Origin of the sequence: Bifidobacterium sp. WCA-178-WT-4B (assembly GCF_009696495.1) — a bacterium.
GTDB lineage: Bacteria > Actinomycetota > Actinomycetes > Actinomycetales > Bifidobacteriaceae > Bifidobacterium > Bifidobacterium infantis.
This window is the reverse complement of the sequence record NZ_VULV01000008.1, coordinates 70,024-92,760: the sequence shown is the minus strand read 5'-3', so window position 1 is coordinate 92,760 and position 22,737 is coordinate 70,024. Positions and strand designations below refer to the sequence as shown.

The 22,737-nt window shown below is 61.3% G+C and carries 20 protein-coding genes; 6 read left to right on the top strand and 14 right to left on the bottom strand.

Annotated elements, in window-relative coordinates; translation table 11 throughout:
- Positions 1-239: 239 nt before the first annotated feature.
- Complete coding sequence (locus FYJ31_RS07120) at positions 240-1,043, top strand: pyrroline-5-carboxylate reductase family protein (RefSeq protein ID WP_012577140.1); 804 nt, start codon at positions 240-242, stop codon at positions 1,041-1,043.
- A 15-nt stretch (positions 1,044-1,058) separates the two neighbouring features.
- Complete coding sequence (locus tag FYJ31_RS07115; RefSeq protein WP_154536364.1) at positions 1,059-1,847, top strand: VOC family protein; 789 nt, start codon at positions 1,059-1,061, stop codon at positions 1,845-1,847.
- Between the two features lie 92 nt (positions 1,848-1,939).
- Here the strand turns inward: FYJ31_RS07115 and FYJ31_RS07110 are convergent, their stop codons facing one another.
- The 6 genes from FYJ31_RS07110 to FYJ31_RS07085 all read right to left on the bottom strand — a co-directional run bounded on the left by FYJ31_RS07110 (position 1,940) and on the right by FYJ31_RS07085 (position 6,748).
- Positions 1,940-2,191 (bottom strand): mycoredoxin, encoded by a 252-nt coding sequence (locus tag FYJ31_RS07110; RefSeq protein ID WP_012577138.1) that lies wholly within the window; start codon positions 2,189-2,191, stop codon positions 1,940-1,942.
- Between the two features lie 80 nt (positions 2,192-2,271).
- Entirely contained in the window at positions 2,272-3,504 is a 1,233-nt protein-coding gene (locus FYJ31_RS07105) for a trans-sulfuration enzyme family protein (protein ID WP_154536363.1), read from the bottom strand.
- Between the two features lie 171 nt (positions 3,505-3,675).
- Positions 3,676-4,578, bottom strand: coding sequence for a cysteine ABC transporter substrate-binding protein (locus FYJ31_RS07100; RefSeq protein ID WP_154536362.1), 903 nt, complete (start codon positions 4,576-4,578; stop codon positions 3,676-3,678).
- A 65-nt stretch (positions 4,579-4,643) separates the two neighbouring features.
- Complete coding sequence (locus FYJ31_RS07095; RefSeq protein ID WP_012577135.1) at positions 4,644-5,435, bottom strand: amino acid ABC transporter ATP-binding protein; 792 nt, start codon at positions 5,433-5,435, stop codon at positions 4,644-4,646.
- On the bottom strand, positions 5,428-6,102 hold the full coding sequence (locus tag FYJ31_RS07090) for an amino acid ABC transporter permease (RefSeq protein ID WP_012577134.1): 675 nt from the start codon (positions 6,100-6,102) through the stop codon (positions 5,428-5,430). The genes FYJ31_RS07095 and FYJ31_RS07090 overlap by 8 nt, the downstream gene beginning before the upstream one ends.
- A complete protein-coding gene (locus FYJ31_RS07085) occupies positions 6,089-6,748 on the bottom strand; it encodes an amino acid ABC transporter permease (RefSeq protein WP_012577133.1) in 660 nt (219 codons plus the stop codon). Before FYJ31_RS07085 ends, FYJ31_RS07090 begins: the two co-directional genes overlap by 14 nt.
- Positions 6,749-6,980: 232 nt before the next feature.
- Between FYJ31_RS07085 and FYJ31_RS07080 the strand changes: the two genes are divergently transcribed.
- On the top strand, positions 6,981-7,631 hold the full coding sequence (locus tag FYJ31_RS07080; RefSeq protein ID WP_154536360.1) for an alpha/beta hydrolase: 651 nt from the start codon (positions 6,981-6,983) through the stop codon (positions 7,629-7,631).
- Between the two features lie 7 nt (positions 7,632-7,638).
- On the opposite strand, the gene FYJ31_RS07075 is transcribed toward FYJ31_RS07080, so the two are convergent.
- Complete coding sequence (locus tag FYJ31_RS07075; protein WP_154536359.1) at positions 7,639-9,894, bottom strand: elongation factor G; 2,256 nt, start codon at positions 9,892-9,894, stop codon at positions 7,639-7,641.
- Positions 9,895-10,040: 146 nt separating this feature from the next.
- On the opposite strand from FYJ31_RS07075, the gene FYJ31_RS07070 reads away from it, so the two are divergent.
- The gene (locus tag FYJ31_RS07070) at positions 10,041-10,748 is read left to right on the top strand and encodes a 3'-5' exonuclease (protein WP_060620787.1); all 708 of its coding nucleotides are present in this window, start codon (positions 10,041-10,043) and stop codon (positions 10,746-10,748) included.
- A 616-nt stretch (positions 10,749-11,364) separates the two neighbouring features.
- Here the strand turns inward: FYJ31_RS07070 and gmk are convergent.
- From gmk to efp, 6 genes are all read right to left on the bottom strand, one after another.
- Complete coding sequence (gene gmk / locus FYJ31_RS07065) at positions 11,365-11,955, bottom strand: guanylate kinase (RefSeq protein ID WP_154536358.1); 591 nt, start codon at positions 11,953-11,955, stop codon at positions 11,365-11,367.
- 179 nt (positions 11,956-12,134) lie between these two features.
- Positions 12,135-13,055, bottom strand: coding sequence for an orotidine-5'-phosphate decarboxylase (gene pyrF, locus FYJ31_RS07060; RefSeq protein ID WP_032745346.1), 921 nt, complete (start codon positions 13,053-13,055; stop codon positions 12,135-12,137).
- Complete coding sequence (gene carB / locus FYJ31_RS07055) at positions 13,055-16,438, bottom strand: carbamoyl-phosphate synthase large subunit (RefSeq protein WP_154536357.1); 3,384 nt, start codon at positions 16,436-16,438, stop codon at positions 13,055-13,057. The genes pyrF and carB overlap by 1 nt, the downstream gene beginning before the upstream one ends.
- Position 16,439: 1 nt before the next feature.
- The gene (gene carA, locus FYJ31_RS07050; RefSeq protein WP_044581069.1) at positions 16,440-17,627 is read right to left on the bottom strand and encodes a glutamine-hydrolyzing carbamoyl-phosphate synthase small subunit; all 1,188 of its coding nucleotides are present in this window, start codon (positions 17,625-17,627) and stop codon (positions 16,440-16,442) included.
- A gap of 225 nt (positions 17,628-17,852) precedes the next feature.
- Positions 17,853-18,416, bottom strand: a complete 564-nt coding sequence (gene nusB / locus FYJ31_RS07045; RefSeq protein WP_013141067.1) for a transcription antitermination factor NusB — start codon at positions 18,414-18,416, stop codon at positions 17,853-17,855.
- Positions 18,417-18,470: 54 nt separating this feature from the next.
- Positions 18,471-19,037: an elongation factor P gene (gene efp, locus FYJ31_RS07040; protein ID WP_007056944.1), complete on the bottom strand. Its 567-nt coding sequence runs from the start codon at positions 19,035-19,037 to the stop codon at positions 18,471-18,473.
- A 125-nt stretch (positions 19,038-19,162) separates the two neighbouring features.
- Here efp and FYJ31_RS07035 point away from each other — a divergent pair, with 125 nt between their 5' ends.
- The gene (locus FYJ31_RS07035; RefSeq protein ID WP_032745353.1) at positions 19,163-19,930 is read left to right on the top strand and encodes an ABC transporter ATP-binding protein; all 768 of its coding nucleotides are present in this window, start codon (positions 19,163-19,165) and stop codon (positions 19,928-19,930) included.
- Positions 19,927-20,715: an ABC transporter permease gene (locus FYJ31_RS07030; RefSeq protein ID WP_154536356.1), complete on the top strand. Its 789-nt coding sequence runs from the start codon at positions 19,927-19,929 to the stop codon at positions 20,713-20,715. The genes FYJ31_RS07035 and FYJ31_RS07030 overlap by 4 nt, the downstream gene beginning before the upstream one ends.
- Before the next feature lie 38 nt (positions 20,716-20,753).
- On the opposite strand, the gene FYJ31_RS07025 is transcribed toward FYJ31_RS07030, so the two are convergent.
- A complete protein-coding gene (locus FYJ31_RS07025; RefSeq protein ID WP_326831193.1) occupies positions 20,754-22,709 on the bottom strand; it encodes a beta-N-acetylhexosaminidase in 1,956 nt (651 codons plus the stop codon).
- Between the last annotated feature and the right edge of the window lie 28 nt (positions 22,710-22,737).

Here is a 22,737-nt window from a genome sequence, read left to right as displayed (position 1 = left end):
ATTCGCAACGTTATCCGTCATCGAAGCGCATCGGCGATGCCGATGTCAAGCGGAATGCCGCCCACGTATTACAGGCATTTCTTATAGCGTCTTATCCATCCGCGAAATCATTGCATCCTTGAAGTGCCTATCAAGAACACCTATATGCCATTTCGGAAGAAACGACGACGGTTCGGGAATCCATGCGGTATTACGGGAACTGACATACATCCGTATCCATCATCAGAAGAGGTGAACCGATGGGAGCGAACCTGTATTTCATCGGCGGAGGCAATATGCCGAGCGCCATCATAGAAGCGGTGCGACGTAAGGCCGCCGCATATCCGGTCGACCACATCTGGGTTGAGGAAATCTCACGGGAACGCGCCGAATATCTGGCATCCACGTACAACACCGAGACGGCGTCACCGACGGACGCCCCGGATGCCGACATCGTGGTAATCGCGGTGCGTCCGCAAGACGATGTCGCCGGCGTAGCCGCTTCAGTGGCGCGACGTTTCGACCCGGCGAAGACCACGGTGATCTCCATCGTAGCCGGCTATACCATCGCCAAGCTTGAGCAAGGGCTCGGCCATGGGTGGCGTGTGGCCCGCATCATCCCGAACACACTCACCACCGTGGATTACGGTTACAGCGGCGTGGCGCTGAATGGGGCCGCGGCACGCGAGGACGTGGATGCGTTCCTCAACACTTTCGGCAAAGTGCTGTATGTCGAGGAACGACTTATCGACGTAATCACCGGTTTTTACCCGCCGAACATCGTCTACCATTTCATCGACGCCTACGTGGATGCCGGTGTGCTGGCCGGTCTGCCCCGGGACGCGGCCAGAGCCATCGCGCTCGACACCATCATCGGCGGCACCGAATTCCTCAAACAGAAAGACGTGCTGCCTCAAGTGCTGCTCAATATCAACAACTCCCCCGGCGGAGTGGGAATCACCGAGGCATATACCCTGAACAAAACCGGATTCGCGGCATCCATACAATCCGCGGTGCTGGCGGCGGTCGAGCGCACCACGGCGCTCGGCGGCGATGCAAAGTAAAGGCGGGAGCCGATCATGACGCAACAATTCACCTGGGACCATACGGTCGAATTCGTGAATGACCTCAAGTCCGCCGAACGGACGTTCGCCGACGCAGGGCTGACTTCCCAATACGGCGGCAAGCATGTGGGGCATGGCACGGAGAACTCCCTGGCCTACTTCGCCGATAACTATCTGGAGTTCCTGGCATTGTACGACCGCGAGGAAGCCTTGTCGGAGACGCCGGACCATGGGCTGATATTCCATGAAGCCGGGGAGCTGCTGCCCGAGTATGTGGGATTCTATCGTCCGGCATTGCACGTGCATGGCATCGAACAGGCGGCCGAACGGCTCACGACCAAAGGCCTTGATCTTGGCCATATCGTTCCGGGCAATCGCACGACGGCCGCCGGTGAGGAGATACGCTGGCGGTTGCTATGGATCAAGGGCGATGATCGGGGCCTGCGCTATCCGTTCGTCATCGATTGGGGTGCGAGCGAATCCGAGCAACTGGCCCGCTACGAGAGCGGCGGACTGCTGCACCGGCATGCCATCGGCGAAGTGGACACCCGTCGCGCGATTTTCGCGGTGCCCGACCCCGCGGCGGTGGCCGCGCACTGGTCCGACGTGTTTGGTTTGGGTCTCACGGAAGGAGGGGACGCCGACCGGCCCGATGAGCACTATTTCGATCTCGATGTGGGAGGGCATCGTGTCTGGCGCTTCGTCCAGGGTCAATGCAACGCCATCACCGAACTGCAGTACGACGCCCCCGCCGGCAAATCCTTCGATGTGACCATCGGCCAGGCGCGATTCAGAAGCCTGTAAGTACGGTCCACACACAACCGCAACAACGCATGAGGCGTGTGCCACCAATCCAACGGTGGCACACGCCTCATGCCGTAAGAGGGCCCTGCCAATCAGTCAGTCAGCAGATTCAACTCCCGCAGCTTGTTCCTGATGTCCTTGGCGGAGGGCTCCACCTGGAAGGAGCCATCATCGTACAGCACCACCGGAATATGCTGCTGGCCGCTGATGGCCACGGCACGATCGGCGGCACCGTCCTCCTCTTCGATGTTATGCCAGATATACGCCGCACCCAGCTCATCCAACGTGTTCTTCGCCTGACGGCAATCTCCACACCATGTGGCGCCGTACACATCAATGGCCATGCCATGTCCTTTCTGCGCGCCGCGCTTCGTCCGCGGCTTCCCATCGCATCCATCGTAACGGCACATACGGCCATATCACGTCAAGCGAACACCTTCGGAGTCAATGCGCCAAGTACATCGGAGTCGATGTGGCGTTCCCTGTATCGGGCATAGGCGATATCGAAAGCCTGTCCGAGGTCTTCGATCAGATCGTTCGCATCCTCGATGCCGACGGCGAGACGCACCAGCTCATCGGTGATGCCGATCTTCAGACGCTCCTCCCGGGGCAGTTCGAAATGCGTCATGCGGCAAGGCAGTTCCGCAAGCGATTCCACGGCACCAAGGGACACAGCCAATCGGAAGATGTGCAGATTGTTGAGCACATCCGCCGGGTCCACACCAGGCACTACTTCAAAGCTCAGCACACCACCGGCACCCTTCAGTCCCTTGGCGGCAAGTCGCTGGTCACCGGCCCCCGGCAGGCCCGGGTAATGAACGGACTTGACCAGCGGATGCGCGAGCAGGTACCGCGCGATGGCATTCGCATTCTCCTGCTGCCGGTCCATGCGCAGGGCCAATGTCTGGATGCCGCGGCGCACCGAATCGCATTCAGTGGGCGCCAGTACCCCTCCAAGACGGTTCTGGGCGAAGTACACGCGATTGGCCAAATCCTCACCGGAGACGACCACGAGACCGGCGTTGACGTCGGAGTGACCGGCCAGGTACTTGGTGGCGGAGTGGATTACCACATCCGCGCCAAGGGAAAGCGGCTGCTGCAGGTACGGGGTCACGAACGTGTTGTCCACGATGGACAGCGCACCGTAACGGTGGGCTGTTGCGGAGATGGCGCGTACGTCGTTGACCTTGAGCAGCGGATTGGTCAGGGTTTCAAAGTAGACGGCTTGGGCAGGCGCGATGCCGTTCGCGCGGTCGCCCTTGACGGCGGCCTCCAACGCTGCAATGTCCTGGGTATTGACTGATTCGACCACGACGCCCCAACGGGTAAAGAACTCATTGAGCTGCGAATACGACCCACCGTAAATGTTGTCCCCTACAATAATACGGTCGCCGGGCTTGAAAATGCTGAGCACGGCATGAATCGCCGCCAAGCCGGAGGCGAACGCAAAACCGCGCGTTCCCTGCTCAAGCTGGGCGATCTGCTGTTCCAGGAAGTCACGTGTGGGATTGCCGCTGCGCGCATAGTCGTAACGGGGCATCGCATCGACCCTCTCAAAGGCATATGTCGTCGAATTGTAGATCGGCGGGTTCACGGCTCCGGTGTCATTGTCGTCAACCGGCAGTCCGTGGACGAGCTGAGTATTGAATCTGGTCATTGCGCACCCCCTTAAAATGTTGCGTCATCTGCGCGAAGCCGTTCCCGCGCGGCACGGTTACGACCTTAACGCAAAACGCCGGCCCGAAGGCCGGCGTTGCTATATGTGTTGGTTATGAAGCGATATAATCCAGTCCCCATCCGGTTCAAACGGCTGGGCGGAACCCGTCCGTCAGACCTCACCGCCTTCGACCACGATCTCGTCGGGATTGACCTCATCGCCGTACACCGGTGCCAGGGTCTCCTGATAATCCTTGTGGAAGAAGTCGTCCTTGCCGAGTTTGACGATCTCATCGTTCACGAAGTCCAGCAGTTCTTGGTTGCCCTTCTGCACCGCCGGGGCGATGGTGTCGTCGTCGCCGAGCCGAGTGATGCCGACCTTGAATCCCTTGTTGGCCTTGGCCCAGGCGAGCACCTCGGTGTTGTCGGTGGAGAAGGCGTCGCCGCGGCCGTCCAGCAGTGCGTTGTAGGCATCGGCGTACTGGTCGTACTTCTGCAGCTTGACGTTCGGTGCGTTCTTCTCGAACCAGGTTTCGGCCGTGGTGCCTTTGGCGATGATCAGGGTCTTGCCGTCCAGCTGGCCGACGTCGGTGATCGGCGCGTTCTGCGGGGAGACCACGCCGAGCGCAACCTTCATGTACGGCTTGGCGAAATCGACTTTGCCCTTGCGCTCCTCGGTGACGGTGAAGTTGGCGAGCACCAAATCGACCTTGTTGGAGGTGAGCACATCCACACGGGCGGCCGGATCGACCGACGTGTATTCCGGTTTCACACCCAGATCCTTGGCCAGTCGTTCGGCGAAGTAGACGTCATAGCCCTGGTACTTGCCGTCCTTGTCCACGTAGCCGAATGGTGCCTTGTCGGAGAAGACGGCAATCTTGATCTTGCCGCTCTTCTTGATCTCGTCGAGGCTGCGGGCCTTGGCGTTGGCGCTGGAGCTGTTGCCTGTGTCAGAGGACTTCGCTTCGCTCGGGGTGCCTGCGGACGGACCGCATGCGGCCATGGATGCCGCCATTACCAATGCCGCACCTGCGGCAATCAGTGCTTTGAATGATCTCCCAACCTTGATACTCATTGAGTTCTCCTTCTCTTGTTGTTATTGATATTTCTTCTCAAATACGTCGATATGGCACAATCGAATCACTCGAATTCGAAGGTGTGCAGGAACTGCTGCGCACGTTCGGTTTGCGGGTGTTCGAAGAATGCCTGCGCATCATACGATTCCTCGACGATGTGCCCGCCATCCAGCAAGATGATGTGGTCGGCGATGGCTCGCGCGAACTGCATCTCGTGGGTGACGATAAGCATCGTCTGCCCGGACTTGGCCAGTTCGAGCACCACGTCGAGCACTTCACGCACCATTTCGGGGTCGAGAGCCGCCGTGATCTCATCGAGCAGCAGTACTTCCGGATGCAGAACCAGCGCACGGCAAATGGCCACACGCTGGCGCTGACCGCCGGACAATTCGTGCGGCCAGGAGTCCTTGCGATCGGCAAGTCCCACACGGCCAAGCAACCGGATTGCTTCAGCCTCCACCTCGGCCTTGTCTCGCTTCTGCACGAGCACCGGCGCCATGGTGATGTTGCCGAGCACCGTTTTGTTCGGGAACAAATCATAGCTTTGGAACACCATGCCGATACGAGTGCGCAGTTCACTGGACCGGTCGGATCGTCCGGCTCGTTCCGTGCCGGGTTTTCCGGTATCGATCACCTGATCGTTGATGGAAATCGTGCCGCCCTGAATCGGTTCCAAACCGGCGATGGTGCGCAGCAGCGTCGACTTGCCCGAGCCGGAAGGACCCAGCACCACGAGCACCGAACCATGCTCCACCTTGAAGGAGATGTCGTCCAGCACCGGCTTGTCGGCATTCGCATACTGTTTGATCAGATGATCCACCTCGAAACCCTTGCAGGTCGTTTCGGGTTCAGTCATTCGACCACCTCTTTTCCAGTCGGCGGGCCACAATGGACAGCGGCCAGCACACGATGAAGTACATAAAGAAAATCACGCCATAAATCCACAAGGTTCCGGTCGGGAATTGGAATCGGTTCGCGTCGATAATCTGCTGGCCGACCTTGATGACCTCGACCACACCGAGCAGCACGGCCAACGATGTTGTTTTGACGATACGTGTCGCCAAGTTCACGGATGCCGGCAGCATACGGCGAACTGCCTGCGGCAGAATCACCCGGGAGAAAGCCTGCCACGGGCTCAACCCCAGTACGTAGCTCGATTCGTACTGCACTTTGGGAATCGACTGCAATGCGCCACGCACCAGATCGCCCAGCTCGGCGCCTCCCCACAGGATGAACACCAGCACGCAGGCACCGGTGGCATCGAGATTCCAATCGAACCATCGAGCAAAACCGTAGTAGGCAAGGAACAGTAACGCCAGCTGAGGCATAATGCGGATGAAGTCGAGGTAGATGCGCATCGCGGCCCGGATCACGGGGTTCTTCAGCGTCATCAGCCAGCCCACCAACAGGCCGACCGGGATGGACGCGCCTACGGATACGCCGGCTATCCACACGGTGACCCATAGGCCTTGCAGCAGACGTGGGAATACGCCCGGCTGGAGCAGTATTTCAGCGCCGTCCATAATCGAACCTCCTCTCCAGCCATGTGCCAAAGATGGAAATCGGCAGCAGAATCACCAGATACGCCACAATCAGCATGAACAGCGACTCATAGGTGCTGTAGTACATGCCGATCAGATCTTTGGCCATATACATCACGTCGGCGAGCGCAATGGCGGAGACGACGCTCGATTCCTTGAACAGGAAGATCACATTGGCCACTACGCCTGGAATGGCGGTGGACACCGCCTGCGGCAGAATGACTCGGGTGATGGTTTGCGTGGAGGTCAGTCCCAGTACGTATGCGGTTTCGCGCTGCACGTTGGGCACCGCTTCCAATCCGCCGCGCATCGCCTCGGCCATGTAGGAACCGCCCAGGAATCCGAGGCCGACTATCGCGCAGGTTTCGGCGGACCATACTACGCCGAGTTTGGGCAGGCCGAAGTACAGAAAGTACAGCTGTACCAGCAATGGCGTATTGCGGCTGAGTTCGATATAGATTCTTACGATTTGCCGGGCGACCGGAATACGCGCGATTTCCACGCCAGCGCAGACCAGACCCACCGCGACGGCAAGCAGTATGCCAAACACGGATATGAATAAGGTCATCAATGTGCCATTGACGAAGAAAGGCGCGTAACGCTGCACGAACGACCAATCGAATGTCATCGGGCGCGCTCCTTCCTTTGCTTCTCGTTTCTTCTCCTGCGCATAAACGGTCTTAGCCGCCCATGTACGATTTCGGGGGCGAACATACCTGCCACGGCCCCCTTGCCGTGTCATCGTAGAGTATCAGAACACGTGGCATGGCCGCTACGCTATATGCATTACTTATGGGACGTTACTCGATGGGCGAACATCAGGGCAATATTGTCGCCTAAACGGTGGATACACTGAGGCTATGAAGATTACCAAAGCTCTGACCCGTTTGACCGGTCCTGAAACCGCCCCGGTGTTCGTGCTGCTGCACGGCTGGGGATCCAATGAATACGATCTGCCCGATTTGCTGAACTATTGCGGTGCCGGTTCGGCTGATTACGCCAGTTTGCAGGCACCCATCGCCTATGGCATGGGATATACATGGTTCGGCTCGTGGACGCATGAGGGTGTGCCGGAGGGCGAATCGTTGGACAAGCAGGCGGCTGAGGCCGCCCAAGCCATTGATTCATGGGTCGCGGAGCATATTCCCGCCACTCGGCCGGTGGTTGCCATGGGATTCTCGCAGGGCGGCCTCTTGGCCGCGCATCTGCTGCGTTTCAATCCGAAACGATATGCCGCAGCCGTCTCCTGCTCTGGATGGCTGGCACCGGGGTCCGTTGCGGGCGATGCCGAATTGGCTTCGTTGAAGCCGCCCGTGTTCTACGGGCATGGTGCCATCGATGATATTTTCTCTGCCGCGCAGGTGGCGGCGATGGGTGAGTTCTGGCGCGAGCACGGCACGTTGACCGAACAGGTGTATCCGGGCATGGCCCATTCGATTAATATGCCGGAAATGCGCGATATTCAGCGATTCTTGGAGGCCAGCGGATTCATTCGTCCGCAGATTTGGTGATTCGACATCACATGGCGTAGTCTACGTGGGCGAATTCGGGGACTTTGTACCATTTGACGGGGTAGCCAGCACCGTGGGCGCAGAAGACCGAGTCGGGGGTGTTGTCCAGATCGGCTTCGGGATCGTAGGCGGCGGCTGCGATGACCTGTTCGGCGTCATGGCATGGCTTGTAGCCGCCGAAGGTGGCGGAGAAATGGCCATGGCCGTGCGTGTACTGGTTCACATCCATCGCATAGTCGCGCATTTCGGACACCGGCGCCTCGCCTTCGATCACGGCGTATTCGCCATCGGTGACCGGGGATTCGAAGGTGCCGGCCATGCGCTGGATGTCGCTCATGGCACGGCCGATCATGTCTGCGGGCACTTCGAGCCGGAATCGGTACCACGGTTCCAGCAGTCGGCAGTTGCCCTCCCCTGTGGTGTCCGGCCGGCTCTCGACCGGCGTCTCGGGCCGGCCACTGACTCCAGCTCTGGCTTCCATGAGCCCCTGACGAATTGCACGATAGGTGGCTTGGCGGAAGTCGCCGCCTTCGGTATGCTTCAGATGCGCGCGGCCAGCCACCAAAGTCATCTTGATATCGGTGAGCGGCGCGCCAACGAGCACACCGAGATGCTCACGCTCGGTCAGGTGGGTCAGAATCAGCCGTTGCCAATTGCGGTCCAAATCATTTTCGGACAGGGCCGAGCCCACAGTGACTCCGCTGCCCGGCTCCCCTGGTTCCAGCAGGATATGCGCTTCGGCATAATGACGGAGCGGTTCGAAATGACCTGCGCCTTCGACCGGCGCAGTGATGGTCTCACGGTACAGGATGGAGCCGGGGCCAAAGGACACATCCAGACCGAACCGGTCGTGCAGGGTCTGCTGGATGATTTCCAGCTGGACTGCGCCCATCAATTGCACATGAATCTCGGCCAGCCGTTCCACCCACACCACATGCAACAACGGGTCTTCGTCTTCCAGCTCACGCAATGCGGTGATGACCTTATGCAAGGTCAGATCATCGAACTGGGGAAGGGCCGGCGAGCTATTGTCCGTCTCTGCGTCTTGGCCGGCAGTGTCGTTCTCCTCATTGCGGCCGGTTCCCGACTTGGCGGCATCATGCTCGGCATCGTCCCGATTCACGCTGTCATGGCCAGTGCCACCGCGTTTGGCCGCTCCCGAGGTGCCGGCCGTATCGGATTCAGCTCCGGCGGGCAACACCGTGTAGGTCAACACGGGTTGCAGCGACGGCGATTCGGCGTCCGGTTCCGCTCCCAGCCCTTCGCCGGGGAAGGTCCGCGTCAGTCCGGTCACCGCGCATACCGAGCCGGCCGGCACTTCGGTGACCGTCTCGAATTTGGCGCCATTGTAGATGCGCACCTGATCGACTTTCTCGGACCACGCCATGCCATCATCCTCCTGCGCTGGCGACGGTGTCGACGCCGCGGCGCACGAGGATGAGGAGACGATCTCCTTGGCTTTGAGCGCACCGCCGGTGACGCGCAGCCACGTCATACGGTTGTGCTGGCCGTCGTGGGCGATCTTGAACACGCGTGCGGCGAAGGCGGCCGGCCATTCACGTTCGCGGGTGAACGTCTCCAGCCCGTCCAGGAATTCCTCGACCCCTTCGAGTTTCAATGCCGAGCCGAAATATACGGGGAACAGCTCACGTACGGCGATCATCGATCGCAATCTGCCCACGGACAGCACGCCATGTTCCAGATAGTCGTTCATCGCCTCCTCGTCCAGGGTGGCGATGTCTTCGGCGAACGCGTCCAACGGTACCGCGCTGCCCTCAGTGAACTGTTCCATTGCCGGCAACGGATATATCGCATCGCTCAGGCGTTTGCGCAACTGTGTCAGAATGGCCTCGCGGGCGAATCCGGCGGCGTCGCACTTGTTGACGAAGATGAACGTCGGCACACCGTATCTGGCCAGCAGACGCCACAGTGTCTCGGTATGGCCTTGCACGCCATCCGTGCCGGAGACCACAAGAATCGCGTAATCAAGCACGCGCAGCACCCGTTCGGTTTCGGCTGCGAAGTCCACGTGCCCCGGCGTATCCAGCAAGGTCAGTCGCAGGTCGCCGTGTTCAACCAACGCTTGGTGCGCGAAGATCGTGATGCCTCGCGCCTTCTCCAAGGAATTGGTGTCCAGAAACGCATCGCCGTGATCCACTCGCCCCAATTTGCGGATCTCACCGGTGCGGTAGAGCAGCGCCTCGGACAGCGTGGTCTTGCCCGCGTCCACATGCGCCACGATGCCTGCCACTATCTGTTTCATCAGCTGTGCTCCCTTCCCGATGCGCCGCGCAATTGCCGGCCGCCTAACCAATATATCCGAGAAAATCCGGGAGGGAAAAATTGTATCGCCAGACCGGGCTGCCGGTACAATAAGTCACCGAACACCGACTGATATGAGGAGCCTCCGTGACCACTTCCGGCATTACCGTTTTCGGCCAACCATCCCAGCCCAATCATGGTGCCGGCGGGCGAATCGCCATGGACGATGCCGTCTTCCCCACCGATTATGTGGCGCTGGATTTGGAGACCACCGGCTTTTACCCGAACAGTTGCGCCATCACGGAAATCGGTGCCGTGCGCGTGCGGAAGGGGCATATCGTCGATCAATTCCAGCAGCTGGTGAATCCCTTGCGGCCGATTCCGCGTCAGATCACCACGCTGACCGGCATCACCGATGCGATGGTGGCCGACCTCGATCCGATTGACGAGGTGCTTCCCCGATTCATCGCATGGCTCGCTACCCCGGCTGCCAGTCCCGCCGTTGAGCCGATTGTCGGTCATAACGTCAGCTTCGATCTGCGATTCCTGGATTACAACACCCGGCATATCGCCGGCTGCGGCTTTGCCTGCGCGGATTATGACACGATGCAGATCAGCCGCGCCCTGTTCCCCGCGCAGCGGCATCACCGTCTGGCCGACCTGATCGTACGCTTCGGCATCGCGGACAATGAGGAGCACCGCGCATTAAGCGATGCCATCCAAACCCAGCAGTGCTTCGAATGGATGCGGCATTATGTCACCGAGCATCACGAATCCGAAGCGATCCGTTGGAAGCAGGCGCCGGCCAGAAACAGCACCGAAATTCTCCACCAGCAGTTGGTGGTAAAGCGGTAGTTTACAGCCCGTATTATTCGCACATAGAGGAAAAACTATTAGTCGCTGGGCTAGAGTCCTTATAGTGGACGGATTCCTCTCGCATATCGGAGAAATGCGGGATACCACACGGTTAGCGGCCAATTTGGGGCCGGCGTCCCGCAACCGTGCGGGACGCCACGCACGTCAAACGATGCACACGGCTGGCATCCCGCACCCCATTCCACAGAACCATTGGAATTCTGCCAATCCCACAAACCGGCGACGGCACCGTACATCAGGTTCTGTGGGACGCCAGAGGAAAAACACCCGAAATCCGCTGGCATCCCACACCATGTCACACCGCACCTGCAGCATCGCACCACACCACATCACGCCGACACCTATTCGTGCCCCCATTTGCATAATTCGACGTTTTTGGAAGATGGCGCACACATGCATGTGCCCCATTTGCATATCAAACAGTTGACGCAACAATGGTGGCGCATGCCCCTTTGTATCGGTATGAATCAGTCCCTGCCGTCAGGCTCTCCCCCTATTGTGAGGGCCGACTGGCAGGGACTGAACACGCATAATCACATGAGCACGCCATGCCAAGCATGGACATCTCAGTACGAACAGAACCTATTCGCACACGTTACAGCCCGTATTCCTTGGCGATGACGGACCAGAGGTCGGCGGCGGCCTGATCGACGGTTTCGTTGACGATGGTGACGTCGAATTCGTTTTCGGCGGCGAGCTCCACTTTGGCGGTTTCCAGGCGACGGGCCTGCTGTTCGGCGGTTTCGGTGCCTCGGCCGATCAGACGGCGCTTGAGCTCTTCAAAGCTCGGCGGCGCGATGAACACGTACACCACTTCCAAGTCGAGTTCGGCGGCGCGCTGCTTGACGCGGCGGGCGCCCTGCAAATCGATTTCCAGAATTGTTGGCACGCCGGCAGCCAGATGCTCCTCCACCGGAGCCAGCAATGTACCATAGTGGGCCATGCCGTGCACCACGGCGGTTTCCAGGAACTCCCCCGCCGCTTCGCGGGCCAGGAACTCGTCTTCGGTGAGGAACCAGTAGTTGACGCCATCAACCTCGCCGGGGCGCGGAGCGCGCGTGGTGGCGGAAACGGACACCCACACTTCGGGGTGGTCGGCGCGCAGCTTGGCCTCCACAGTGCCTTTACCTACTGCGGTGGGGCCAGTCAGGACGATTAGACGGCCGGCATGGGTGTTTTCAGTCATGGGTTCCTCCGGAGATGATGTGGTGTGCAGCGATTATGAATCCAATGTGGTAACGGCTCACCGGCGAGATGACCGGTAACTGTTACAGCCCCGACGAACAGGGAAGAATATGAATCGTGATGCGATGTACGCGATGAGATACACACGTACGCATGCCGCGACATCTGATTCCGTTCTGATCACTGATTCTCCGCGCCTTCGGCGGTGGCCTCCATCAGGGCCTGGCGCACGTCGAGCGCAATCGACTCGGTGGCCTGGCTCAATGCGGCGATATCCGGCCCGTGCGAGGCGATGAAGCGGGACACGGTGACCAACACGTTGCCGCGCGTACCGCGGAACACGGTTTTCAGGTCCTTGGCCTCGGCGCCCTGCCAGCCGTAGCCAGGGGAAAGAATCGGGCCGGTGAACTTGGAGGGGTCCACGCCGGAATCCTGCGTCCATTGGCCGATGGTGGCGCCGATGATAAGGCCCACCGAGCCCATGCCTTCGATATCCACGTTGTGCTTCTGTGCGGTGGAGGCGATGCCGTAGGCCACAGTGCGCCCCTTGTAGTCGCCGCTCTGGCGCAGCGCGGTCTGCAGACTCATGCCTTCCGGATTGGAAGTCAGGGAGGCGATGAACACACCGCGTCCGTTTTCCAACGCTTCGGTAATCAAGCCGTTCAACGAGCGCGCGCCATAGTACGGCAGCAGGGTGATGGCGTCGGCCAGCATCGGGGCGCCGGGTTTGAAGTAGGCGTCCGCGATGGCGGAAATCGTGGTGGACAGGCCTCCATGCAGGCAATCCACGATGGTGATGACGCCCATCTGGCGTGCCGCGTACAGCACGCGTTCGAGCGCTTCGAAGCCCTTGGCCCCGTAACGCTCGAACATCGGCGTCTGGAATTTGACTGCTGCGGCGCGCCCGTTGGCGGCCTGCAGCATACGCATGGAGAAGAGTTCGGCGCCTTCGGCATCGACGTTGTATCCCCAGTCGGTGAGGAGCTTGCGATGCGGGTCAATGCCCACACACAGTGGCCCGTATTTGGCCATTGAATTGCTTAATCGCAGACCGAAATCCGAACGTTGTGCCTGCAATTCCTCACTGCTGGGTGTAGTCATCAGAACTCCCGTCGCTCCAATTCGAACAACTGCTTCGAATGCTCCTGAATGCTCATGATCTGATAATCATTATGCTTCACGGCCTCGATAGCGAGCAGTGCGGCCTGGAACTCGGTGATGGTGGTGAACTGCGGCAGATCGGCGGCAATGGCGGCGGCGCGGATGGAATACCCGTCGGACCGGGAGCCGCGCGAGTTCGGCGTGTTGAGGATCATGTCGATCTTGCCCTCCTCGATGAGATCGACCACGTTCTTGCCCACGGATCCGGCGGCGTGATGCACTTCGACCGGCGCCTCCGGATCGGTGTCCACGCGGGTGCTGATCTTATCCACGATGTTCGACTCGATGCCGTACCGGCTGAGCACGGAGGCGGTGCCCTCGGTGGCCCAGATCTTGAAGCCGAGTTCCTCGAGACGCACGGCAATCAACGGCAGCTGACGCTTGTCGGTGTCGTTCACGGAGATGAACACGTTGCCGTGGGTCGGCAGGCCACCGTCGTAGGCGGCGAGCTGGCTCTTGGCGAAGGCGTGCGGGAAGTCACGGTCGAAGCCCATGACCTCGCCGGTGGAACGCATCTCAGGTCCGAGCAGGATGTCGACGGTCTTGCCCACCGGGGTGCGGAAGCGCTTGAACGGCAGCACGGATTCCTTGACCGCGACCTGCTGGCCGGGGTGGATGTCGCCGCCATCGCCCTTGGGCAGCAGCAGACCGTTGGCGCGCTGGTCGGCGATGGTCTCGCCGGCCATGATGCGGGCGGCGGCCTTGGCCAGCGCCACGCCGGTGGCCTTGGAGGCGAACGGCACGGTACGGGAGGCACGCGGGTTGGCCTCGATCACATACAGCGTGTTGGCCATGAAGGCGTACTGCACGTTGATCAGACCCTGCACGTGGCAACCCTTGGCGATGGCGTAGGTGCCTTCGCGCAGGCGGCGGATCTGGTCGTCGGACAGGGTGGACGGGGGCAGGGTGCAGGCGGCGTCACCGGAGTGGACGCCGGCCTCCTCGACGTGCTCCATAATGCCGCCGATGTACAGTTCCTCGCCGTCGAACAGGGCGTCGACGTCGATCTCGATGGCGTCCTGCAGGAACTTGTCGATGAGCAGCGGGGAGGGCAGGCGGCCGGAGACCACGGTATCGGCCTTGGCTTCGGCAAGCGCGCGGTCCACGTACTTGGTGAGCTGCTTGTCGTCGTAGACGATTTCCATGCCGCGGCCGCCAAGCACGTAGCTCGGGCGCACGAGCACCGGGTATCCGATGCGGTGGGCAGCGTCCATGGCCTCTTCGAGGCTCAGGGCGGTGCCGTAACGCGGGGCGTTCATCTCCGCCTTCTTGAGCACCTCGCCGAACAGCTCACGATTCTCGGCCAGATCGATGGATTCCGGGGTGGTGCCGAGAATCGGCACGCCGGCGGCCTTCAGACGCGCGGCCAAGGACAGCGGGGTCTGGCCGCCGAGCTGGACGATGACGCCCTTGACCGGGCCCATCTTCTTCTCGGCCTCGTAGATCTCGAGCACGTCTTCGAAGGTGAGCGGCTCGAAGTAGAGGCGGTCGGACATGTCGTAATCAGTGGACACGGTCTCCGGGTTGCAGTTGACCATGATGGTGTCATAGTCCTTGCCAAGCTCCTGCACGGCGTGCACGCACGTGTAGTCGAACTCGATGCCCTGGCCGATGCGGTTCGGGCCGGAGCCGAGGATGATCACGGCCTCGCGCTCGCGCGGGCGCAGCTCGGTTTCGTCGGCGTAGCAGCTGTAGTAGTACGGCGTGGCGGCGTCGAACTCGGCGGCGCAGGTGTCGACGGTCTTGTAGACCGGGCGCAGACCGTAGGTCCAGCGCAGCTCGCGGATGGTGTTCTCGCCTTCATCGCCCAAGCCACGCAGGTGGGCCACCTGCACGTCGGACAGACCGGCGAGCTTGGCCTTCTTGAGCAGCTTCGGGGTCAGGGTCTCGGCCTCGCGCACCGTCATGGCGGTCTCGTTGATGAGGAAGATCTGCTTCAGGAACCACGGGTCGATCTTGGTGGCCGCGAACACCTGCTCCAGCGTGGCACCGCCCCAGATGGCGCGCATGAGCTGCAGGTAACGGTGTTCGGTCGGGGTGTGGATGGCCTCAAGCAGTTCGGCCACTTCCTCGGCGGACGGCTTTTCGCCATCCCAGTTGAAGCCCATGTGGCGCTTGTCGATGGAACGCATGGCCTTGCCGAGGGACTCCTGGAAGTTGCCGGCCAGGGCCATGGCTTCACCCACGGACTTCATGGAGGTGGTCAGGGTGGGGTCGGCGCCCGGGAACTTCTCGAAGGCGAAGCGCGGCACCTTGGTGACCACATAGTCGATGGTCGGCTCGAATGAGGCCGGCGTGGACTGGGTGATGTCGTTGCGAATCTCGTCGAGCGTGTAGCCGAGGGCCAGCTTGGTGGCGATCTTGGCGATCGGGAAGCCGGTGGCCTTGGAGGCCAGTGCGGAGGAACGGGAGACGCGCGGGTTCATCTCGATGACGATGAGGCGGCCGGTCTTCGGATGGACGGCGAACTGGATGTTGCAGCCGCCGGTGTCCACGCCCACGCCGCGGATGATGGCGATGCCGATGTCGCGCAGCTTCTGGTATTCGCGGTCGGTCAGGGTGAAGCAGGGGGCCACGGTGATGGAGTCACCGGTGTGCACGCCGACCGGGTCGACGTTCTCGATCGGGCAGACGACCACGACGTTGTCGTTGCGGTCGCGCATAAGCTCGAGCTCGAATTCCTTCCAGCCCTCGATGCCCTCTTCGATCAGGACCTCGTCGGTGGGCGAGTAATGGATGCCGGCGCCGGCGATGCGGTGCAGCTCCTCCTCGTTGTGGGCGATGCCGGAGCCCAGGCCGCCCATGGTGAAGCTCGGGCGCACAACCAGCGGGTAGCCGAACTTCTCGGCGATCTTGTCGACTTCCTCGATGCTGTGGGCGATGTCGGAGCGGGCGGATTCGGCGCCGGCCTCGTCAACGACCTTCTTGAACAGTTCACGGTCCTCGCCACGGTCGATGGCTTCCAGGGAGGCACCGATCAGTTCGACGTCGTACTTCTTCAGGACGCCGGCCTCGCCCAGCGCCATGGCGGCGTTGAGTGCGGTCTGGCCGCCCAGGGTGGGCAGAAGCGCGTCGGGGCGTTCCTTGGCGATGATCTGCTCGAGGATCGGAGTGGCGATCGGCTCGATGTAGGTGGCGTCGGCCATCTCCGGGTCGGTCATGATGGTGGCCGGGTTGGAGTTGACGAGGATGACGCGGATGCCTTCCTCACGAAGGACGCGGCATGCCTGGGTGCCCGAGTAATCGAACTCCGCAGCCTGACCGATCACGATCGGGCCGGAGCCGATGACCATCACGGATTTGATGTCGGTGCGCTTCGGCATATCACTTACCTTCCTTGGAGTTGTTCTTCATAAGTTCGCAGAAACGGTCGAACAGGTAGGCCGCATCGTGCGGGCCTGCTGCGGCCTCCGGGTGGTACTGCACGGAGAATGCGGGGATGTCCACGCACTGCAGGCCTTCGACCACGTCGTCGTTCAGATCGATGTGGGAGACGAACACCTTGCCGTACTTGCCGTTTTCAAACGGCGCGTCGACCTGCTTGCCGATCGGGGCGTCGACCGCGAAGCCGTGGTTGTGGGCGGTGACCTCAACCTTGCCGGTGGTCAGATCCTTGACCGGCTGGTTGATGCCACGGTGGCCGAACTTGAGCTTGTAGGTGCCGAAGCCGAGCGCGCGGCCAAGCAGCTGGTTGCCGAAGCAGATGCCGAAGAACGGGTAGCCGGCGTCGAGCACCTGGCGCAGCAGCTCGATTTCGGGGCCGGCCTGTTCCGGGTCGCCCGGGCCGTTGGAGAAGAAGACGCCGTCCGGGTTCAGGTTCTCGATTTCGGCGAAGGTGATGGTGGAGGGCACCACGTGCACGCGGCAGCCGCGTTCGGCCATGCGGTGCGGGGTCATGCCCTTGATGCCGAGGTCCACGGCGGCCACGGTGTACAGCGGCTCCTTGCCTTCGTACTCGCCGCACGGCTCGATGGTGTAGGTCTCCTTGGTGGACACTTCGTCGTACAGGCTCAGGCCCTGCATCTGCGGTGTGTTCTTGACGTCTTCGAGCAGCTGCTCGATGGTCTTGAGCGCGCCGGTGGCCTGGTCGGTCAGGGCGTCGCCGGAGAAGATGCCGGCGCGCATCACGCCTGCGGAACGCAGGTGACGCACCAGCTTGCGGGTGTCGATGTGGCTCAAGCCGACGATGCCGTTCTTGGCGAGGTCGTCATCAAGGCTGCCTTCGGCACGCCAGTTGCTCACGTTCGGAGAGGGATCACGCACAATGTATCCGGCAACCCAGATGCGGGAGGACTCAGGGTCTTCGCTGTTGACGCCGGTATCGCCGATGTGCGGGAACGTCTGCACAACGATCTGGCGATCGTAGCTCGGATCAGTGAGCGTCTCCTGGTATCCGGTCATACCGGTGGCGAAGACGATCTCACCGGTCGTCTCACCGAGGGCGCCGTACGGCTCCCCCACATATACCTGTCCGTCTTCCAAAACGAGGACTGCATCGTCCTTGTCATACATCGGAATTGCGATGGTCCCGGACTCGTTCTGGCTCACCAAAACCCCCTTATGTTTTTCGGGTATTCGTACCAAGGTTAACGGCCAGCGCAGACTCACACGCCGTTGGGCGCAAAGTCTCACCCCGCTGGCGGGGCTGTCGGCAAGGTGCCGACTTGAGAATGTACGGCGACACAAGTGTCCGCCCATGAAAAAGCCTCCCGAATGGGGAGGCTGAACAACAAATGACTAATCGACCGTCGGCTGAATCTCAGCGGACGGGGCAGCGGGCTCGTCGGATGCACCGGACGAATCGGAAACATCGCCCTCATCGGTCGGATCGGATGCGGCGGCATCGGAATCGGACGATTCCTCATCGGCCTCTTCCGTCACGGACTCCGGTGCCGGTGCTGCGTTCTTGGCGGTGCACACCGCAGACAGCAGGCCATGGATGAAAGCGGGCGAATCGTCATCGCACAGGGTCTTGGCCAATGCCAGAGCCTCGTCGATAGCGACCTTGTCCGGCACATCATCGTTGAACAGAATCTCCCAAGCGGCGATACGCAGAATGTTGCGATCGACCACTCCCATACGGCGGACCTTCCAACCCGTGGAGTGTTCGTCCAGGGTCATGTCGATCTGACGACGGTGCTCGGCCACGCCCTTGACGATTTCAATGGCATAGTCGGGAAGCGGGGTCTGGGCACCGGGATGTGCGATGCGTTCGTCAAGCAGGGAGAGAATATCCTGGCTTTTTTCGTCGGCTTCGTACAGGGTGTTCAGAGCCCTTTTGCGCGCGGTGGAACGTGCCATACTGCTGCTGTCCTAGTCCTTTATACGGTCGGTCGTCTGTTGAGGATGCGGAGATCAGTTGTTCTCGCGGCCGGTGTAGGAACCATCCTCGGTGTTGATCTTGACGCGGTCGCCCTCATTGATGAACAGCGGGACCTGAATCTCGGCTCCGGTCTCAACGGTGGCCGGCTTGGTGCCGGCGTTGGAGCGGTTGCCCTGCAGGCCCGGCTCGGTGTGGGTGATGGTCAGGACCACGGAGCCCGGCAGGTCAACGCTCAGCGGGGTGCCGTCGTGGAAGGAGACCAGGCAGTCGGTGCCTTCGAGCAGGAACTTGGCCTTGTCGCCCAGAAGGGTCTTCGGAACCATGATCTGATCGTAGGTGGTCATGTCCATGAACACGAAGTTGTCGCCGTCCTCGTAGGAGTACTGGAGGGTGCGGTTGTCGACGGTCTCGAATTCCATCTTCATGCCTGCGTTGAAGGTCTTGTCGACGATCTTGCCTGAGAGCACGTTCTTGATGGTGGTGCGTACGAAGGCGGGGCCCTTGCCCGGCTTGACGTGCTGGAACTTCATGACGGTCCACAGCTGGCCGTCCAGGTTCAGGACGGATCCGTTCTTGATGTCGTTAGTAGTCTGTGCCACGTTATTCACCTATTTCAAATTCAAACTAGCTTAGGCAAAGCCCAAAAATTGCCTTGGCTATTATGCCACACCGGGTATACAGGAAGTGAACGCTGGGGTTTCCCACGTGACCCCGACTAGACTGGATGAATATGCGATCCTTCTTCGAAGCCATATCCGTGTCCTGCGTCGTTCCCGCGCAATCGCCGGCGGACAACGAACGCACGGTGTTCGACAACCTGTCCTTCAGCATGGAACGCGGCGAGATCGTCGATCTGGTGGGACCGTCCGGCTCCGGCAAATCGAGTCTGCTGACCGCATGCGCCCGACTCAACCCGCATGCGCACGGCACGTTCGCCCTTGAAGGCAAGGGCAGCGGCGAGTTCACGCCGCAGCAGTGGCGGCGGGATGTCGCCTACCTGCCGCAGAAGCCGATTCTGACGGGCAAGAACGTGGCCGAGGCGATCCGCCTGCCCTGGACGCTCGCGATTCGCGGCAAGGGCGGCAAGGCCGAGCAGCTGCTGCCCGACGAGCGCATCCGCACGACGTTGGACGCGATGGGCTGCGAGGACATCGATCTGGAGCGCGCCCCGCACGACCTGTCCGGCGGCCAGGCAGCCCGCGTGGCCCTGGCCCGCACACTGCTCACCGATTCGAAGGTGCTGCTGGCCGATGAGGTGGACGCCGGTCTCGACGACGACAACGCGGCCAAGGTGGCTACGATCATGGCGGATGCCGCCACACGCGGCATGGCGATCATCCGCATCCGCCACCGTCCGCCGGACGGACGGGCCACCCGCACGCTGATGCTGGACAAGGGGCGGCTGACCGAACGCGAGATGACGGATTCGGCGGCGCAGGACGCGAACGCGGTGCCTGCCGGCGCCGATGAGAATGAGGAGACGCAGTCATGAGCGGCGATCTGGGCAATTCCTACAACATCGATATCTGGGGTCTGCTCATCGCGCTGGGCATGGTGGCCGTGGCGGCCATCATCAGCGAACTCATGCATATGGGCATCGGCAGGACCCTGATGTGGTCGGCATGCCGCGCCCTCGTGCAGCTGTGCGCCATGGGATTCATCATCAGCTATGTGATTCGTTCGAACAGCGTGTGGATGGTGTTCGCTCTGATGACGGTCATGCTGGTCGCGGCGGTGCAGATCGTGATATCCCGCGCGCGCGGCATCCCCAAAGGTCTTGCCGGACCGATCTTCCTGAGCCTGGTCATCACGATGCTGCTCATGCTGGCGTTGGTCACCGAACTCATCGTGCGCCCACACCCATGGTATGCGCCCCAGCTGGTGGTGCCCCTGACCGGCATGCTGCTGGGCAACACCGTTTCCGCGCTCGCTGTCGGGCTGAGCCGATTCTATGAAAGCATGGAGGAACGCCGCGACGAGGTGGATATGATGCTGGCCTTGGGGGCGACGGCATGGGAGTCCGCCCGCCCATCCGTCATCTCGTCGATTCGGCTGGGACTGCTGCCCACCACCGCTTCGCTGGCCTCCAGCGGCATCGTGACCATCCCGGGCATGATGGCGGGCCAGGTAATCGCCGGCGGAGATCCGCTGAACGCCGCCAAATACCAGTTCGTGGTCTTCGGCGCCATCGCCGCGCTGACCTTGCTGGCCGACGGTCTGATCATGGCCATGGTCTATCGCACCTGCTTCACCACCGAGGACCAGTACGCGCGATAGCGAAGGCGGGGCATGGACCCCGCCTTCGGTCATGCTCCTTACAGAGCGCCCCTACGCAGAATGTCCGCGAAAGACCACACCACGTGGGCGATACGTGCGAGCTCGGCATGCCGTCCGACCGACAGCCACTGTGCGCGATACCGCTCGAACCACAACTCCAGATCGGCGGCGAGACGATTCGCCCCGCTGCCGACGTCCTTGCCGTCGGCCAACGCCAGCAGTTCCTCGCCAAGTTCGTTGAACAGTCGCTGCCCGTCCAGCATCACCGACAGGAACTCCGCGGTCAGGCCTCCCTTGTCTAGACCGGCGAACGCGTCGCCGCAGTCAAGCAGCACCTGATCGCAATCCCGACGCCGTTCGATACGCTCGCGGTTCCACTGGAGCATCCGCCGGCGCGCGTCATCGCATCCCAACGTGCGGTCCAGCGTGAGACTCCCGCCGCTCGAACGTTCCATGCACGCCGCCACATCCATGTTCAGCGCACCGGTGCCGGAACCATATTCCAGCTCCAGCACCTGCACGGCAAGATCCCAGGGGAACGATACCCCATCGGAGTCGATGCGGGCGAGGCAATCCATGATGCGACCGGACTCGTCACCATACACCAGAGCGGAGATTCGACGGTTCATCTCATGCGCATCGATCTCGATCGGATTCCACGCGTTCTGAGCGCCATAGCACAGGCCCGGCACGCTCAGACGCGGATCGTTGACATGGCCGTAATCACCCCAATCGGTGACCACCATGCCCTCCGCATCGTACTTGGTCCCCGCCAACGCCATGTGATATGTGTTCAGCCAGGCACCCGCATAATCGGGGAAGAACCGGCTCCAAGCCCGCACCGCGGGGCACACGAACTGTCGACGGCCCTGCGCGGCGATGGTCTGGATCTTGCTCTCGTCGATCTGCGGCTCGTACATCCAGTTGAGCATCGTGATGTCGCCGGGCAGCAGATCCATCGTGCGCGGGCTTTCGAGCGCGATGTCCGCCCACAACATCGGTTGCCGACCATGGCGGGCGAGCGTTTCGCACAAATCCCTGACGAAACCGGCATACAGTTCATCGCGGCCGGCTTCCGGCGCATCCTGCGCGGACCTGCCACGCCCCAAGTCGAACGTCTCATCGCCGCCGATATTGAAGGACTTCGAACGGAACAGCGGCGCGTATTCCTCAATCAGGCGCGAGGCGAAATCATGGGCCTTGGGATCGGCGGCGTTCAGCGTGTGATGTTCCATGCGTTCGATGAAGCTGAACGGGCGGTCGGCGTCTTCGGGGAACTCACCCAGCCCGCGATGCTCACGGGTGCGCAGATTCATGTACATGTGCCCGAACGTGGCCAACGACGGCACCAACTCGATGCCGCGACGCGCGCAGTACTCGTCCAGATACGTGATGTCGGCGGCCGTGAGCGGATCGGTGCCACGCCACGCCTCGCTGAGCTCGACGAACGCGAAGGCATGCTCGACATACAGCTGGAACTGATTGTATTTATATAAGGCCAGCTGGTCGACGAACCAGGTGAGGAACTCCATCGTCGGCACTCGTCCGCGTGTCACGTCGAGACTGTAGGCGCGCACCGGGAATGCGGGCTTGTCCTGGATATGCAGGCAGGGGATGGCACGCGAGGTCTGCCCGATGATCTGCCGCAGCGTCTGCAGACCGTACCGCAGCCCGCTTTCGCTGCCGCCACGCACACGGATGCCCTCCGATTCGGACACATCCAACGTGTATTCGTCATGGGCCAGCCGTGAATCCAGGCCCAGGGATATGACGGTGCCGTGTGTGCGGCGCCTCAGGACGGTGACGCCGTGGCGGTGCCGAAGTTCATCGGACAGCTGCTCGATCGGCAACGTCTCCCAAGACTGATCGGCATCCTCGATCGTCACCAGAGGACCAATCAAAGCCGTGCCATGGGTGTACTCCAATGTCACCGGAGCGGGAATCAGGGTAAGACGCCGCGTTGCGTCGTCGGCCTTATGTTCGGAAGTGGGCACAGCTACTCCTTTCATGTGGTTTTTGTCA

Bases quoted from the DNA above. Each gene is read 5' to 3' on its own strand.
- FYJ31_RS07110 (WP_012577138.1), bottom strand. From the start codon at position 2,191: ATGGCCATTGATGTGTACGGCGCCACATGGTGTGGAGATTGCCGTCAG.
- FYJ31_RS07115 (WP_154536364.1), top strand. From the start codon at position 1,059: ATGACGCAACAATTCACCTGGGACCATACGGTCGAATTCGTGAATGAC.
- FYJ31_RS07105 (WP_154536363.1), bottom strand. From the start codon at position 3,504: ATGACCAGATTCAATACTCAGCTCGTCCACGGACTGCCGGTTGACGAC.
- FYJ31_RS07075 (WP_154536359.1), bottom strand. From the start codon at position 9,894: ATGAAACAGATAGTGGCAGGCATCGTGGCGCATGTGGACGCGGGCAAG.
- pyrF (WP_032745346.1), bottom strand. From the start codon at position 13,055: ATGACTACACCCAGCAGTGAGGAATTGCAGGCACAACGTTCGGATTTC.
- FYJ31_RS07090 (WP_012577134.1), bottom strand. From the start codon at position 6,102: ATGGACGGCGCTGAAATACTGCTCCAGCCGGGCGTATTCCCACGTCTG.
- carB (WP_154536357.1), bottom strand. From the start codon at position 16,438: ATGCCGAAGCGCACCGACATCAAATCCGTGATGGTCATCGGCTCCGGC.
- FYJ31_RS07080 (WP_154536360.1), top strand. From the start codon at position 6,981: ATGAAGATTACCAAAGCTCTGACCCGTTTGACCGGTCCTGAAACCGCC.
- FYJ31_RS07100 (WP_154536362.1), bottom strand. From the start codon at position 4,578: ATGAGTATCAAGGTTGGGAGATCATTCAAAGCACTGATTGCCGCAGGT.
- FYJ31_RS07085 (WP_012577133.1), bottom strand. From the start codon at position 6,748: ATGACATTCGATTGGTCGTTCGTGCAGCGTTACGCGCCTTTCTTCGTC.
- FYJ31_RS07095 (WP_012577135.1), bottom strand. From the start codon at position 5,435: ATGACTGAACCCGAAACGACCTGCAAGGGTTTCGAGGTGGATCATCTG.
- FYJ31_RS07120 (WP_012577140.1), top strand. From the start codon at position 240: ATGGGAGCGAACCTGTATTTCATCGGCGGAGGCAATATGCCGAGCGCC.
- gmk (WP_154536358.1), bottom strand. From the start codon at position 11,955: ATGACTGAAAACACCCATGCCGGCCGTCTAATCGTCCTGACTGGCCCC.
- FYJ31_RS07030 (WP_154536356.1), top strand. From the start codon at position 19,927: ATGAGCGGCGATCTGGGCAATTCCTACAACATCGATATCTGGGGTCTG.
- nusB (WP_013141067.1), bottom strand. From the start codon at position 18,416: ATGGCACGTTCCACCGCGCGCAAAAGGGCTCTGAACACCCTGTACGAA.
- FYJ31_RS07035 (WP_032745353.1), top strand. From the start codon at position 19,163: ATGAATATGCGATCCTTCTTCGAAGCCATATCCGTGTCCTGCGTCGTT.
- carA (WP_044581069.1), bottom strand. From the start codon at position 17,627: ATGTATGACAAGGACGATGCAGTCCTCGTTTTGGAAGACGGACAGGTA.